Origin of the sequence: Clostridium sp. JN-9 (genome assembly GCF_004103695.1) — a bacterium.
Taxonomy (GTDB): Bacteria; Bacillota; Clostridia; order Clostridiales; family Clostridiaceae; genus JN-9.
The window spans coordinates 2875420-2891722 of record NZ_CP035280.1 but is presented as its reverse complement, the minus strand read 5'-3'; the positions used below and the strand labels follow the sequence as shown (position 1 = coordinate 2891722).

General features: G+C 32.4%; 15 protein-coding genes. All 15 read left to right on the top strand.

What is annotated here, in order from left to right:
• Positions 1–315: 315 nt before the first annotated feature.
• The 15 genes from EQM05_RS13890 (at position 316) to uvrA (ending at position 16280) form a co-directional block, all read left to right on the top strand.
• Positions 316–663: a DUF6514 family protein gene (locus EQM05_RS13890; RefSeq protein WP_128750585.1), complete on the top strand. Its 348-nt coding sequence runs from the start codon at positions 316–318 to the stop codon at positions 661–663.
• Between the two features lie 79 nt (positions 664–742).
• Complete coding sequence (locus tag EQM05_RS13885; protein WP_128750584.1) at positions 743–1114, top strand: holo-ACP synthase; 372 nt, start codon at positions 743–745, stop codon at positions 1112–1114.
• A 20-nt stretch (positions 1115–1134) separates the two neighbouring features.
• The gene (locus EQM05_RS13880) at positions 1135–2631 is read left to right on the top strand and encodes an NAD(P)H-hydrate dehydratase (RefSeq protein WP_128750583.1); all 1497 of its coding nucleotides are present in this window, start codon (positions 1135–1137) and stop codon (positions 2629–2631) included.
• Between the two features lie 168 nt (positions 2632–2799).
• Complete coding sequence (locus EQM05_RS13875; RefSeq protein ID WP_128750582.1) at positions 2800–3405, top strand: germination lipoprotein GerS-related protein; 606 nt, start codon at positions 2800–2802, stop codon at positions 3403–3405.
• A 60-nt stretch (positions 3406–3465) separates the two neighbouring features.
• Positions 3466–4626: an alanine racemase gene (gene alr / locus EQM05_RS13870; protein WP_128750581.1), complete on the top strand. Its 1161-nt coding sequence runs from the start codon at positions 3466–3468 to the stop codon at positions 4624–4626.
• A 137-nt stretch (positions 4627–4763) separates the two neighbouring features.
• Positions 4764–5084 carry a CopG family transcriptional regulator gene (locus EQM05_RS13865; RefSeq protein ID WP_128750580.1) on the top strand — a complete coding sequence of 107 codons (321 nt, stop codon included), beginning with the start codon at positions 4764–4766 and terminating at the stop codon, positions 5082–5084.
• Positions 5044–5391, top strand: coding sequence for a type II toxin-antitoxin system PemK/MazF family toxin (locus tag EQM05_RS13860; protein ID WP_128750579.1), 348 nt, complete (start codon positions 5044–5046; stop codon positions 5389–5391). The genes EQM05_RS13865 and EQM05_RS13860 overlap by 41 nt, the downstream gene beginning before the upstream one ends.
• A gap of 178 nt (positions 5392–5569) precedes the next feature.
• Positions 5570–5917 carry a hypothetical protein gene (locus EQM05_RS13855; RefSeq protein WP_128750578.1) on the top strand — a complete coding sequence of 116 codons (348 nt, stop codon included), beginning with the start codon at positions 5570–5572 and terminating at the stop codon, positions 5915–5917.
• A 53-nt stretch (positions 5918–5970) separates the two neighbouring features.
• Complete coding sequence (locus tag EQM05_RS13850) at positions 5971–6825, top strand: YitT family protein (protein WP_128750577.1); 855 nt, start codon at positions 5971–5973, stop codon at positions 6823–6825.
• Positions 6826–7044: 219 nt separating this feature from the next.
• Entirely contained in the window at positions 7045–7731 is a 687-nt protein-coding gene (gene ftsE, locus EQM05_RS13845) for a cell division ATP-binding protein FtsE (RefSeq protein WP_128750576.1), read from the top strand.
• Entirely contained in the window at positions 7721–8611 is an 891-nt protein-coding gene (gene ftsX / locus EQM05_RS13840) for a permease-like cell division protein FtsX (protein ID WP_128750575.1), read from the top strand. The genes ftsE and ftsX overlap by 11 nt, the downstream gene beginning before the upstream one ends.
• A gap of 287 nt (positions 8612–8898) precedes the next feature.
• Complete coding sequence (locus EQM05_RS13835) at positions 8899–10104, top strand: S41 family peptidase (protein WP_128750574.1); 1206 nt, start codon at positions 8899–8901, stop codon at positions 10102–10104.
• Positions 10105–10147: 43 nt separating this feature from the next.
• A complete protein-coding gene (locus EQM05_RS13830) occupies positions 10148–11437 on the top strand; it encodes a PDZ domain-containing protein (protein ID WP_128750573.1) in 1290 nt (429 codons plus the stop codon).
• Position 11438: 1 nt separating this feature from the next.
• Entirely contained in the window at positions 11439–13418 is a 1980-nt protein-coding gene (gene uvrB, locus EQM05_RS13825; protein ID WP_128750572.1) for an excinuclease ABC subunit UvrB, read from the top strand.
• Between the two features lie 39 nt (positions 13419–13457).
• Complete coding sequence (gene uvrA / locus EQM05_RS13820) at positions 13458–16280, top strand: excinuclease ABC subunit UvrA (RefSeq protein WP_128750571.1); 2823 nt, start codon at positions 13458–13460, stop codon at positions 16278–16280.
• The last annotated feature ends 23 nt before the right edge of the window (positions 16281–16303 follow it).

Genomic DNA, 16303 nt, shown 5'->3' with positions numbered 1-16303 from the left:
AATATTCATATCAATATTGATTATAGAAGATATTTGCAAGTACCTGGGAATAAATGTGGACATATTCCAGAAAACTTTAAATAAAATAATTTTCTAAAATTATAGTCAGAATATTTAGAATATCGACAAAATTGCACCCATAAAGAATAGTATATTTTATTGTTTAATGATATTGACAAATACAATATGTCCCCCAATAGACTATTTTGTCGCTATTATGCGACAACTAATAATTTTAGTGTATCACAAAACGACATCTTTTTTTTTGAGAAAATGATAACATATTAATAAAGTTAATTAAGGGGGAATCTTAATATGATAGTAGAAAGTATGGTGAAAAGTGAAACCATTGGCGGCAGGATATATGAGTATTATTATAGAATGCTTAAGAACAATGTTTCACTGTCATATGGAAATGACACCATGGAAGTGCAGTCATATGGAATAGAGGTGGAAAGGCATAATATTGTCAATGGTGCGGTAAGAGAGGTTTCAGTTGACAGTATAAAAAGTATCAGCCCTTACAGATTCAAAGTACATAATCTTCTTAAACTGCTTTATGACAATGAAGTATCTCCAGTACATCTAATTGAGGTTCTTGGAGAATATATAGACAAGTATGTAATAGATTTTGATGAAAAATTAGAAAGCGCAGCAAATTAGCGGATTAAAAAGAGGGTTAGACCTCTTTTTTCTTTCAAAAAAAATAATTTTGAATTATGATGTACATGGGGGTGATTTTTTGATTTTAGGTATTGGCGTTGATATAGTAAATGTGTCTAGAATTAAAAGTGCTGTTATAAGACATCCTAATTTTATCCATAAGTTATTTTCTGATTTAGAAATTGAATACTTAAAAAGTAAAAAATACAGACCGGAATTTATTGCAGCCAGATTTGCCGCAAAAGAGGCAGTGGCAAAGGCCATAGGTACAGGCTTTGGAGGGTTTTCCTTTAAAGATATTGAAATAGATAAAAATAAAGCAGGAAAACCAATGGTAATACTTAAGGAAAAGGCAGATAAAGTTTTAAAACAACAAGGAGATTATAAAATTCATTTAAGCATTTCTCATGAATTGGAGATAGCAGTGGCCTATGTAATTATTGAGATATAAATATTTTAGGAGGAGATCTTATGAGAGTTGCAACAAGCTTAATTATGAGGAATATGGATAGTTACTGCATAAACACATTAAGGATTCCAGGAATTATTTTAATGGAGAATGCAGCAATAAAGGTTATAGAAAATATACAATTGGAAAAACTCCGCAGTTTTACTGTGGTTTGCGGTATAGGGAATAATGGCGGAGATGGATTTGCAGTTGCCAGGCACTTGTTATTAAAGGGAAAAACTGTACAAGTTTTTCTAATTGGCTCAGAGGAAAAGTTAAGTAATGATTGTAAAACTAACTTTAATATATTAAAAAATATGAATATAAACATTAAATCTGTAAAGAATCTTGAGGATGCATATGAACTAAGAGATAGTATCGAAAAAAGTCAGATTACAATAGATGCAATATTTGGTACAGGCTTAAACAGGCAGATTCAGGAAATATATGACACAGTAATAACTATAATTAATGAAAACAGCAGTTATACTATTTCAATAGATGTTCCATCTGGATTTAATTCAGATAAGGGAGTCCCTATGGGAAATTGTATAAGGGCAGATAAGACTATATCATTTCAAATGTATAAACAAGGCTTTTTAAATTATGGAAGTGACAGATATACAGGCAGCATTGTTATTTGTGATATAGGTGTACCTAAAGAAGTTCAGGATAAATTTAATGAAAATTATCTTATTATTGACAGACCAATGATAAAAAAGTTAATAATGGTTAGAAGTAAATATTCATACAAGGGGGATTATGGAAGAGTCCTACTATTTGCAGGATCAAAGGGATTTTCAGGTGCAGCATTTATTTCCACTGAAGCTGCTGTAAGAAGCGGAGCAGGATTGGTAACATTAGCTTCGGAAAAGGATCTATTAAATATTCTAAGTGCAAAGTTATGTGAAGCTATGACAGCTGACTATGAAGATGAAAAAAAAATAAATGAATTGATAATCAAAAGTAATGCAGTTGCTATAGGACCAGGCATGGGAAATAATGAAAGAACACTGGATATTTTAAAAAAAGTATTACAAATGAGCAGCTGCGGCGTTGTTATTGATGCTGATGGAATAAATGTGTTAAAAAACAATCTGGATTTACTAAAAAATAAGAAAAACAGGATTGTTATTACCCCTCACTTTGGAGAAATGAGCAGATTAACTGGGTATTCAATTGATTATATAAGAGATAACAGGATTCAGGTTGCAAAAGACTTTGCAAAAGAAAATCAAATCATAGTGCTTTTAAAAGGATATAATACGGTAATAACAGACGGAAGTACAACTATAATTAATCCTACAGGCAACAGTGCCATGGCATCTGGAGGAGTTGGAGACTGCTTAACTGGAATGATAGCATCCTTTATTGCACAGGGATATGATCCACTAAGTGCCAGCTGTCTTGCAGCATATGTACATGGCTACTCTGGTGAAAAGCTTTCACAGAATATGTATAATGTTACTGCAAGCGATATATTAAATGAGATACCATACTCTTTAAAGGAACTTCAGTAAAGGAAGACTCCAGCTAATATAGTGCCAACAATGATTTATTAAAATATAGCAGTGGAACTACTAAATTTTATTTTAATGTGAGAATATATACTTAGCAAATAAAAATAGAATAACATATTAAGAAGTTGAATAATATTGATAATGAACAATGAATATTTGGGGGAATAAATGAAAAATAAATTATCAGCTTTATATGTTATTGTATTATCAGCAATGTGCATTTTTTTATCTGGCTGCGGGAATAAGAAAAATCCTGAAGAGGCAATTGACTATTTAAAAAGCTTAAAAAGTTATAAATGTAATATAGAGATAAGAACTAAAAATGACAGACAAAGCTTAAATTATGAAGGGAAATTATATTATGATGGTAAAAATGGTACAAGATTTGAGCTGGGCGATGACAGAGTATTAGTTTATAAGGGCAATAATATATTTGTGAAAGACTTAAAAAATAACAGTCAGTACACAACTGATGAAAGTTACGATAAAACATATAAACTGAGTTTTATAAAAAATTTTACAGATTTAATTTATAGTAATGAAAGCATTAAAACATACTTTAAGAAGCTGGATGAGAAAGAATATGAAATTATTGAATTAGAAATACCAGGGGATAATTTAAATATTCAAAGAGCTGCCTTATATGTAAGTGCTAGGGATTATCTGCCGCAGTGGATGATTGTGTATGACTCGGATTATAAGGAAGTATTAAGATTTGTATATACAGATTTTAAACCAAATGTGCAGATGGACAGTAAGCTTTTTACTATGTAGATATATAAATTTAACTGCTGCCAGATGATTTGGTGGTTTTTGATGAAAGGTGGGGGAACAATGTTTAGGCATATAAGACCTGTATGGGCTGAAATAGATTTGGATAATCTTGAAAATAATATGAAGGAAATAAGAAGAATATCAAAAAGTAAAGAAATAATAGCAGTGGTAAAAGCTGATGCTTATGGACATGGCGCTTTGGATGTGGCACCAGTGCTTTTAGAAAATGGTGCAACCAGGCTGGCTGTAGCTGTACTTAGCGAGGCTGTGGAATTAAGAAATGGAGGAATACACTGTCCTATAATGATATTAGGATTTACGCCTCCAAGCCTTGTAGATACATTAATTGAAAATGATATTGAGCAGACAGTTTATTCCTATGAATTAGCAGAAGAAATATCCAAAGCGGCAGTAAAAAGAAACAAAACAGCTAAGATACATATTGCTGTAGATACGGGTATGGGGAGGATAGGTTTCTTACCTGATGAAGATAGTATAAAACAAGTATATAAAATCAGTAAATTGCCAAATATAGTGATTGAGGGATTATTTACACATTTTGCAGCTGCTGATGAGGCTGATAAGGATTATACTTTTTATCAAATTAAAAAATATAACTGGTTTTATGAAAATCTAAAAGAAAACAATGTAAATGTTAATATAAGACATATTGGCAATAGTGCTGCAATTATGGATTTACCTGAAAGCCATTATGATGCTGTAAGGCCGGGAATAATACTGTATGGATGCTATCCTTCAAATGAAGTTAAAAAAGAAAATATTAATTTAAAACCTGTATTGTCATTAAAAACAAATATCGTTCATGTAAAAAAAGTGCCTGCAGGAACAAGCATAAGCTATGGAAGGAAATTTAAAACTGAGAAAGAAAGTATAATTGCCACATTGCCAGTTGGATATGCTGATGGATATTCAAGATCATTGTTCAATAAGGCAAAGGTAATTGTAAATGGACAATTTGCAAAAGTTGTGGGAAGAATATGCATGGATCAATGTATGATTGATATAACTGATATTCCTGGAGTCAAAGTAGGGGATGAAGTTGTCCTCATAGGTGAACAGAATGGATTGAAAATTTCTGCAGATGATATAGCCGAACTTATGGGAACTATAAATTATGAAGTAACCTGTATGATAAGCAGAAGAGTACCCAGAGTGTATTTTAAAAATGGAAAAGTAATTAAGGTCAGAAATTATGTTTAATAAATATCTTTTGACACCAAAGTTTTCATAGAATATAATTAAATTAATTATAATGCAGAAAATTGTCATGACATAAAAGATATGTAAATTTATAGCTGAAATTGTTGCTGTAAAACTCTAGGAGGGTGAATTCATTCATGTCAGGAACAAAAAGATTAGTAGTTAATATATCTGAGGCGCTTTTCAAGGACTTTGATGAAGCTTTAAATGAAGATAGTAAAAAAAGAAGTGAATTTATTCGGGAAGCTATAATATTATATATTGAGGAGAAAAAAAGGTTAAAACTCATAGAGCAGATGAAAAAAGGATACTGTGAAATGGGTGAAATTAACCTTGAAATTTCGGAAGTTGGCTTTACAAGTGATATAAAAGATTTTAAAGAATATGAAGCAAAGCTTTCGGAGAGTGATTTACCACATGACAATGATGATGAAAAGAGGAGATATATTTTATGCTGATTTAAGCCCGGTTGTCGGATCGGAACAGGGCGGAGTCAGGCCGGTAATTATTATTCAAAATGATATCGGTAACAGATATAGTCCAACAGTAATAGTTGCTGCTATTACATCTCAGATAAACAAAGCGAAGCTACCAACTCATGTTGAGATTTCTTCTGAGGAATATGGACTCAACAAAGATTCAGTGGTCCTTTTGGAACAGATAAGAACTCTTGATAAGAAAAGATTAAAAGATAAAATAGGACACATGACTGTTGAAGATATGAAGAAAGTTGATGAAGCACTACTGATAAGTATTGGTTTATAAGCATATGAGAATATAAAACTATTTTTTGTAAGGGTTATCATTATAGCCCTTACTTTTATTTCATAGTATTAAAGTACATTTTATGATAAAATAATTCTGAGCATTACTGGCGGTATACAATTAATTGTGCACCGCCCTATTAGTTTATAATTTAGTTTAAATGCAAGGGGGTAAATATATGAGTTCTTCTATAAAAGATTTTATTAAAGATTTATTATACTGCTTAAAGTTATCTGTAGGCATCTTCTTTATACCATTTATATTGGGTATGATTGCTGGAATGATTATGCATGGCCCTAATATAAAGGAGATATTATCATGGGGAAGCAGATTTGTTCAGTGGGTAAGTGCTATGGGACTTGGCATAGCTGGTATAGCATTCATAAAGCCAAAATTTATGAGGCCTTTGAATTATCAGGATGTGTGGGAAACTTATTTTAAAAAATTCAACTTAGCCCATGTACTGTTTTTTATATCAATATTCATTGCTATATATTCATATGTAATAGAAATTTATTTTACATAGGTGTAAAATAAATTTCTTTCTATATAAATATAATAACTTTGGGGGTAAAAATTATGAAGGTATTTAAACAATATTTTTTAATTACACTGGGCGTAATTTTTGTTGCTATAGGTACAGAATTTTTTCTTGCACCAAATAATATTGCTGCAGGCGGAGTAATAGGAATTGCTATTATCATTAACCACTTTATTCCTGCCATGCCTATAGGTTTATTAATGCTCATTATGAATGGTATTTTATTTATAATTGCATTTATAATTATCGGCAATAAATTTGGGGCTAAAACTATTTATTCAAGCTTAACATTATCAGGGATAATATGGATATTGGATAAGGTTGTAACTCCTGATATGGTAGTAACAAAGGATCTACTCCTGGCCTCAATTTTTGGAACCTTTATTTCGGGCATAGGCATGGGAATTGTTTTTAATCAAAACGCATCTACAGGAGGAACGGATATATTTGCTAAAATTATTAATAAGTTTGTACATATTGATATTGGAAAAGCATTGCTGTCTGTGGATTTTATTGTAACAATATTTGCAGCACTTTCATTTGGGGCTAATATTGGAATGTACGCACTTTTATGTGTCATACTAAACGGATTTGTTATTGATAGTGTTATTGAAGGATTAAATGTATCAAAACAGATTATGGTAGTGAGCAGAAATAATAATTTAATCAGTAAATTTATAATTGAGGAATTGGAAAGAAGCTGTACTGTATTTCATGGTCATGGCGGATATACAAAGACGGATACATACATATTATATACTGTAATGGATAGAAAAGAGTTTATCAAGCTTAGGGATTATATTAAAATCGTAGATCCAAAAGCATTTATAACAGTTAGTGATGCCCATGAAGTATTGGGAGAAGGTTTCAAGGATCTAATTGGAGAAAACTAAATAAAATAAACCCCAGATATATAAGATATTTGGGGTTCTGTTAATTATTATGATAAAATCTAAAGAAAAAAATATATAAAATTCTTTTTATGGAAACATATATATTTATTTATAAAAATTTAATACAAATTAAATTATAACTTAATGTCTTATTATGTTATAATTATTTTAATATACTTATATTTTAGCGATTACAGTAATATTCAAGGAGATGTATTTATGATAGAATTCAAAAATGTCAATAAAGTTTATGATAATCATGTGTACGCACTTTCTAATATCAGCCTGACCATAGAAAGAGGAGAATTCGTATTTCTTGTAGGGCCAAGTGGAGCTGGAAAGTCTACTTTTGTAAAAACTTTGTTGAAGGAAATTGACCCTACCAGCGGTACAGTTATTGTAAATGATACAGATATAACCAAGTTAAAGAGAAGAGAAATACCTTATTATAGAAGAAAAATAGGAGTTGTTTTTCAGGATTTCAGATTGATACCAACTTTAAATGTATATGAAAATGTGGCATTTGCCATGAGAGTAATAGAAACTCCCCATAAAGAAATAAGAAAAAAAGTACCAATTGTCTTATCATTAGTTGGATTATCCAGCAAATATAAGGCCTTTCCATCTGAACTGTCAGGAGGAGAGCAGCAAAGAGTGGCTCTGGCCAGGGCAATAGTAAATAACCCTACTCTGCTTATTGCAGATGAACCTACAGGTAATCTGGACCCTGACACATCCATGGATATTATGGACATACTAAATGATATTAATCATGCGGGTACAACTATTCTTATGGCCACTCATGCTAAAGATATAGTAAACAAAATGAGGAAAAGAGTTGTAGCTCTTGAAAAGGGTGTTCTAGTAAGAGACGAGCAAAGGGGTGCATACGGTTATGAAGATTAATACATATAAATTTTTTGTTTCAGACTCCTTAAAGGGACTAAAGAGAAATAGAACTGTCAGCATTGCAGCAGCAGCAACTGTAGCAGCAACTTTATTTATTTTAGGAATATTCGTTCTGGCTATTTTAAATATAAACCAGGGCGTTAAGGATGTAGAATCTAAGGTAGAGGCTAAAATTTATCTTAACAATAACATTACTACATCACAGCAGAATGATTTGGAAAATAAGCTTAAAAACAGCGATGGTGTTACAGAAGTAACTTATGAGAGTAAATCACAGGCCATGGATAAATTCAAGGAACAGCTTGGCCCTGAGAATAAAGGACTGGTTGCTGGAATGGAAAAGGATAATCCAATGCCAACTTCTTATACTGTAAAAGTTAAGGAACCTTCTATGCTTTCCGGAGTTGTGGCTGGAATCAAAAATATGCCTGGAATAGAAACCATTAAAGATGGAAGGGAAGCAGTGGACAAACTTGTAAAAGTCACTAATGGCATAAAGTGGGTTGGTATTACACTATTTTTAATATTAATCGGCGTTTCATTATTCCTAATAGGAAATACAATAAAGATAACTGTTTATTCAAGAAGAAGAGAAATTGGAATAATGAAATTTATTGGTGCAACGGACTGGTTTATCAGGTGGCCTTTCTTAATGGAAGGTATGGTCATAGGATTTATAGGATCCTTGGTTTCTGTAGTTTTGCTATATTATGCATACAGGGCTGTATTTATAAAGTTTTCTAATTCTTTTATTGCTATGCAGATGGTGCAGCCAGGATATATTTTTACAAATATTTTAGGATTATTCCTTTTAACTGGTGTAATCATAGGAGCTGCAGGAAGTATACTTTCAATTAGAAAGTTCTTAGCAGTTTAGAGTTTATATAAAGTGAATATTAAAATTCCAGTGGGGATGGCTGCTGGAATTTTTTTGCTTATAAGGTAAGAACATATGTTTGCAAATTAAATATAATTATGATATAATTCCTATTAAAACCCATGAATTATTTTTAAATAAAAGTAACATATTATTAAAATAAATTATTTTGGAAAAATATTTTTTTAATGTTATAATTATTTAAGATTTGAAGAAATAATAATATAGGGTTTTAAATTTGCATTCTGATTAAAACCTCTATAGATAAAATTAAAGAGGTGTATCAATTGGGTAAAAAGAAAAAATGGATTGCTTGGACAGTGGTAATAGTTTTAATAACCAATATTTTAACATTTGTAGTAAGTAACGCTATATCATTGTATCTTCCTAATGGAAAGGTTATTATAGGGCAGCAGCAGTACGCAGATATATTAAAATTTCAGAAAATGTATCAGGTAAAAGATCTGCTGAATAAATATTACGATGGCAAAATCGATGATACAGCTTTGGAAGAGGGAGCTGTAAAGGGAATGACAGCTGCTTTAAATGATCCATATACTACATTTATGAATAAAAAGGAATTTCAGGATTTTAATTCTCAGACTGAAGGAAATTACAGCGGAGTAGGACTTCAGGTTCAGGCTAAGGATGATAAAATACTTGTAGTTGATGTATTTGAGGATTCTCCAGCTAAAAAGGCCGGAATACTTCCAAAAGATGAAATTGTGAAAGTTAATGGTAAGGACGTTACTGGTAAAGAACTGGATAAGGCAGTAACTATGATGAAAGGACAGGATGGCACTGATGTTACATTAACAATTTACAGGGCTGCTGAGGGAACTTTTGATAAGAAATTAAAGAGAGCCAAGATAAATATGGTTACAGTTAAAGGCGAGATGCTGGAAAATAATATAGGATATATAAATGTATCAATGTTTGATGATAACACAGCAAAGAATTTCTCTGATAAACTCAAGGAGTTAAAGGGTAAGGGAATGAAAACCCTTATTGTAGATTTGAGGGGCAATCCAGGCGGACTACTGGATGAATGCGTTGATATGGTATCAAATTTTGTTCCAAAAGGAAAAGTTATAGTTTCTACTATAGATAAATATAATAATAAAAAGGAATATAACTCAAAGGGAGGAGACTATACCAATCTTCCATTGGTAGTATTAACTAATGAAGGTACTGCCAGTGCATCAGAGATATTCTCAGGTGCTGTAAGGGACTATAAAATTGGAACTTTGGTTGGAACAAAAACCTTTGGGAAAGGCGTTGTCCAGACTATTATAGATACAGGAAATGGAACTGCACTTAAGGTTACAATATCAAAATACTATACTCCAAATGGAGAAAACATACATCATATAGGCATAAAGCCTGATGTGGAAGTAGCTTACCCGGAAGAACTGCTAAAGAAACCATACGATAGAAGTACAGATCCTCAATTTACTAAAGCACTACAATTAGCAAGGGAAAAAGTTAAATAAGTGTTTGTTTATCACATACAGGGCAGAGAGGGGAATATTTTTAATGAATATATTAGTATATACGTTAAAGTCTATAGCATATGCATTAACTGAGCCCTATTTAGTTCTATTTCTTGCAATTTTAGCCTTTATGCTTTATAGACAAAATAAAAAGACAACGACAATGCAGAGGATGATAATGGGAGAGAGTTTAATCTCTCCCTTTGAATTGACAATATCTCAAGTTGTAATAGGAATATTTGCCGGAACAGCTGCCAGTATAATTATGTCTTACTTAGGTATAGTTTTTGATGAAAATTCATCTGTAGACTTAATTTTTCTGATTTCTATTATCTTCATGTTTGTAAGCCCGAGATTTATGTGCTTTGCATATTCGGGAGCTTCTATTGGACTTCTGAGCCTTATTTTAAGCCAGCTGTCAGTAATTTTAAAAATTCCAAATTTAGATTTTCTAAAAATAGATGTCACTGCGTTAATGACAATGGTTGCAGTACTGCATTTTATTGAAGGGTTTTTAGTAATTATTGATGGAGACACTGGATATATACCTGTATTTACAAGCAGAGATAATAAAATTATAGGAGGATTTGCTTTTCAAAGGTATTGGATTATGCCTATAGCTTTAATTATTATGCTCAGCAGCAAATCCATAGCAGGGGGAACTACTGCACCAATGCCATCCTGGTGGCCATTGATAAATACATCAGTTCCAGGCAGCGTACTTAGGGATGCTGTTGAAATACTGATACCTTTTTACGGGGTCATAGGGTATTCAAGTATAACTTTTACTAAAACAAAAACTGAAAAAGTGACTTCTTCTGGAATTTCAATAATTATTTATAGTATTGTTTTGTTTATTCTGGCTCAATTGTCAGTGATAAATATTTATTTTAAGCTGCTTGTTCTTATTTTTGCACCAACAGCCCATGAGATTATGCTGAACTATGAGAGTTCACTGGAGTTTACAAGAAAATCTAAATATGTAAGTGATGATGAAGGAATAGTTGTTCTGGATGTAATACCCAAATCTCCTGCATCTGAAATGGGTTTGGAAAGCGGGGACAAGATACTCGGAATAAATGGCAGAGAAATTTATGAAGATGACGAAATTATGAATCAGCTAAGGGATTTTACAAACTTTGTGGAATTAAAGGTTAAAAAAAGTAACAATATTATAAAAGATTTAAACTATAACCACTTAAATAATACTAAAAGATTAGGCATTGTATTTGTGCCTAGAAATCTTCCTAAGGGAAGTACCGTTGTTAAACTGGAAAACAATAAATTTCAGGATATTCTGGATAAAATAAAAAAGAAAAATAAGGATGATTAATATGGGAGTATTTAAGATACATTCACAATATAAACCAACTGGAGATCAGCCTGAGGCAATTGACAATATTTCAAATGGCTTTTTAAATGGGAATAAATTTCAGACCTTATTAGGCGTAACTGGTTCAGGGAAGACCTTTACCATGGCAAATATTATTGAAAAAGTTCAAAAGCCGACATTAGTATTAGCACATAATAAAACTTTAGCTGCTCAGCTGTGCTCAGAATTCAGAGAGTTTTTCCCTGAAAATTGTGTAGAATATTTTGTTTCTTATTATGATTACTATCAGCCCGAAGCTTATGTTGCTCAAACTGATACTTATATAGAAAAAGATGCCTCAATTAATGATGAAATAGATAAACTGAGACATTCAGCCACATCAGCCCTGCTTGAAAGAAATGATGTGATTGTTGTAGCTTCAGTTTCATGTATATATGGATTAGGTAACCCTGAAGAATATAAAAAGCTTACCATTTCTCTAAGGCGGGGAATGGTAAAGGACAGAGATAAGATAGTAAAAAGATTAGTAGAAATACAGTATGAAAGAAATGACATTAATTTTGTAAGAGGTACTTTCAGAGTAAGAGGGGATGTACTTGACATTTTTCCTGCTTCATCTTCCAGTACAGCTATAAGGGTGGAGTTTTTTGGAGATGAAATTGATAAAATTAAAGAGTTTGATGTCCTAACAGGAAAAATATTAGGCATTAGGGAACATGCTTTAATAACTCCTGCATCTCACTTTGCAACTTCTAAGGAAAAGCTGGAGGCTGCTATTACAAAAATAGAAGAGGAATTAGAATACAGAGTAAGAGAGCTAACTTCTCAAGATAAACTTTTAGAGGCTCAAAGATTAAAACAGAGAACAAATTTTGATATTGAAATGATAAGAGAAGTAGGGTACTGCAGTGGAATTGAGAATTATTCCAGAATATTAGACGGAAGGGAACCTGGATCTCCTCCCCAAACTTTAATAGACTATTTTCCAAAGGATTTTCTTTTATTCATAGATGAAAGCCATGTTACACTGCCCCAGGTAAGGGCAATGTTTGCCGGGGACAGATCAAGAAAGGATTCTTTAGTTGAATATGGGTTTAGATTACCTTCTGCTTATGATAATAGGCCTTTAAAATTTAATGAATTTGAGGGAAAGATTAATCAGGTTCTGTTTGTAAGTGCCACACCTGGTCCATATGAACTTGATCATTCAACAAATATTGCGCAGCAGATAATAAGGCCTACAGGACTGCTTGATCCTGAAATAATTGTTAAACCTGTAAAGGGGCAGATTGATGATTTATATGCTCAGATAAATGAAACAATAAAAAAGGGCTTTAGAATTTTAGTTACTACACTGACGAAAAAAATGGCAGAGGATCTAACCAGTTATTTTAAAGAAATGAACCTAAAGGCTGCATATCTGCATTCGGATATAGATACCATTGAAAGAATGAAAATAATAAAGGATTTAAGAAAGGGCAAGTTTGATATTCTTATAGGTATAAACCTTTTAAGAGAGGGACTTGATATTCCTGAAGTAGCTCTTGTAGCAATATTAGACGCTGATAAAGAAGGCTTTTTAAGATCGGAAACTTCATTAATACAAACTATAGGAAGAGCTGCAAGAAACTCTGAGAGCAAGGTTATAATGTATGGAGATAATATAACAAAATCCATGGATAAGGCCATAAGGGAGACAAACAGAAGAAGAAAAATTCAAATGCAGTATAATAAAGAACACAACATTACTCCAAAGACAATTGTAAAAGAAATCAGGGATGTAATAGAGCCATTGAAGGTTGAGGAAAATACTGAGCGGTATGATAGTTTAGAAGAGGCAATTAAAGCCAATACTAATGATATACAGGCTTTAATAAATAAATACGAAGAAGAAATGAAACAGGCAGCCAAGGATCTCCAATTTGAGAGGGCTGGAGAACTGAGGGACATGATTTTTAAATTAAAAAAGAAACTTAAATAAATATAATTGCATAAATACGAAGGAGTGAAATGAGAATTAATGAGGGATAAAATCGTAATAAAAGGTGCAAGGGTCCACAACTTAAAAAATGTAAGTCTGGAAATACCAAGAGATAAGTTCGTTGTATTTACAGGACTTTCAGGTTCAGGCAAATCATCTTTGGCCTTTGACACATTATATGCAGAGGGGCAAAGAAGATATATGGAATCACTGTCAGCTTATGCAAGACAGTTTTTAGGACAAATGAATAAACCTGATGTGGATTCCATTGATGGATTGTCTCCAGCAATATCTATTGACCAAAAAACAACCAGCAGAAATCCAAGATCTACTGTTGGAACTGTTACAGAAATATATGACTATTTAAGATTGCTGTATGCCAGGATTGGAATACCACATTGTCCTAAGTGCGGCAAAGAAATTAAGCAGCAGACTGTGGACCAAATGGTAGATCGTATATTAATGCTGCCGGAAAGAACTAAAATTCAGATTCTTGCTCCTATTGTAAGACAAAGAAAAGGGGAGCATACAAAGGTATTAGAAAGTATAAGAAAAAATGGGTATGTAAGAGCCAGAATTGATGGAGAAATCATAGACTTTGATGAAGATGAAATATCACTTGAGAAAAATAAAAAACATACTATTGAAGCAGTAGTTGACAGAATTGCAGTAAAGCCTGACATCAGAGGGAGAATAGCAGATTCCTTAGAAGCTGCATTAAAATTAGCTGATGGCACTGTAGTAGTTAACGTAATTGATGGGAATGATATGATCTTCAGTGAAAAGTTTGCATGTCCGGACTGTGGCATAAGCATTGAGGAGCTTACTCCAAGGATGTTTTCTTTTAACACTCCATTTGGAAAATGTGATACCTGTGATGGACTGGGAACTTTGCTTGAAATTGATGAAAAATTAATTATTCCAGATAGGAGTAAAAGTATATCAGAGGGTGCAATAATACCATGGGCAAATACTGTACAAAACGAAGATTCCTGGACATTCAGCATACTAAAAGCATTATCTAAGAAATATAAATTCAGCTTGAATACTCCTATAAAAAAGCTTAAGCCTGAAATTATAGACATGCTTTTATATGGACTAAAAGGTGAGAAAATCAGGGTTAATTATTCTCGTGAAGGCGGTACCATGGAATTTGACCATGCTTTTGAAGGAATTATAAATAGTTTAAAAAGAAGATATATGGAAACAAATTCAGATTATATTAAAGCTGAAATTGAAAATTATATGAGTAATAATCCATGCCCAAAGTGTAAAGGTGCCAGACTAAAACCAGAAGTTTTAGCAGTTACTGTTGGTGATAAAAACATATTTGAATTCTGCAGTATGAGTGTAAGAGATGAATATGAATATTTAAAGAAAATCCACCTGTCAGAAAAGAACAAAATAATAAGCTCACAGATATTAAAGGAAATAGAAAGCAGATTAAAATTTTTAATTGATGTAGGACTGGATTATTTAAACCTTTCAAGGACAGCAGGAACATTATCAGGAGGAGAAGCCCAAAGAATAAGACTTGCCACACAGATAGGCTCTAGTTTGGTAGGGGTTTTGTATATTTTAGATGAACCAAGCATTGGACTTCATCAAAGAGATAATGATAAACTTATAGCCACATTAAAACATCTTAGGGATCTTGGAAATTCCCTTATAGTAGTTGAACATGATGAAGACACTATGAGAGCAGCAGATTATATTGTAGATATTGGCCCCGGGGCTGGAGAACATGGCGGAGAAGTTGTTGCAGCAGGTCCTCTGGAGGATATTATAAAAAATAAAAACTCTATTACAGGACAATATCTCAGCGGTGCAAAAAAAATTGAAGTACCAAAGGAAAGAAGAAAAATTGGTGATAAATTTATAGAAGTAATAGGTGCCAAAGAAAATAACTTAAAGAATATATCCGTAAAATTTCCAATGGGTGTTTTCAATTGTGTAACAGGAGTGTCAGGCTCAGGTAAAAGTACTTTAGTAAATGGAATTTTGTATAAGGGTTTAAATAAAAAGCTTAATGGATCAAGAGACAACCCTGGAGCACATAAGGAAATTAAGGGAATTGAAAATATTGATAAAATTATTGATATAAATCAAAGCCCTATTGGAAGAACTCCCAGATCAAATCCAGCTACATATACCGGGGTTTTTGATTTAATAAGAGAAGTATTTGCCTCAACTGTAGAATCAAAGATGAGAGGCTATAAGCCCGGAAGATTCAGTTTTAATGTAAAAGGAGGGAGATGTGAGGCCTGCAGAGGAGACGGCATTATTAAAATAGAAATGCAGTTTCTTTCAGATGTATATGTGCCTTGTGAAGTTTGTAAAGGAAAAAGGTATAACAGAGAAACTTTAGAGGTAAAATACAAAGGTAAAAATATTGATGAAGTTCTGAATATGACTGTAGAAGAAGCATGTAAATTCTTTGAGAACCTTCCAAGAATAAAAAATAAGCTTCAGACTCTTCTGGATGTTGGACTTGGATATGTAAAACTAGGTCAGCCATCTACACAGCTTTCAGGAGGAGAAGCACAAAGAATAAAACTAGCCTATGAGCTGTCTAAGAGAAGTACTGGAAGAACTTTTTACATTTTAGATGAACCTACCACAGGACTTCACTCTGATGATGTAAACAGACTCATTGGAATACTTCAAAGACTAGTTGATGCAGGAAACACAGTGGTTGTAATTGAACACAATCTGGATGTAATAAAATGTGCGGATAATATAATAGACTTAGGCCCTGAAGGCGGAGAAAATGGAGGGAATATTATATGTACTGGTACTCCGGAACAAATAGCAAAAAATAAAAAGTCATACACAGGACAATATTTAAAAAAGATGTTATAATTGTTTGTAGACTAGCATAAAGT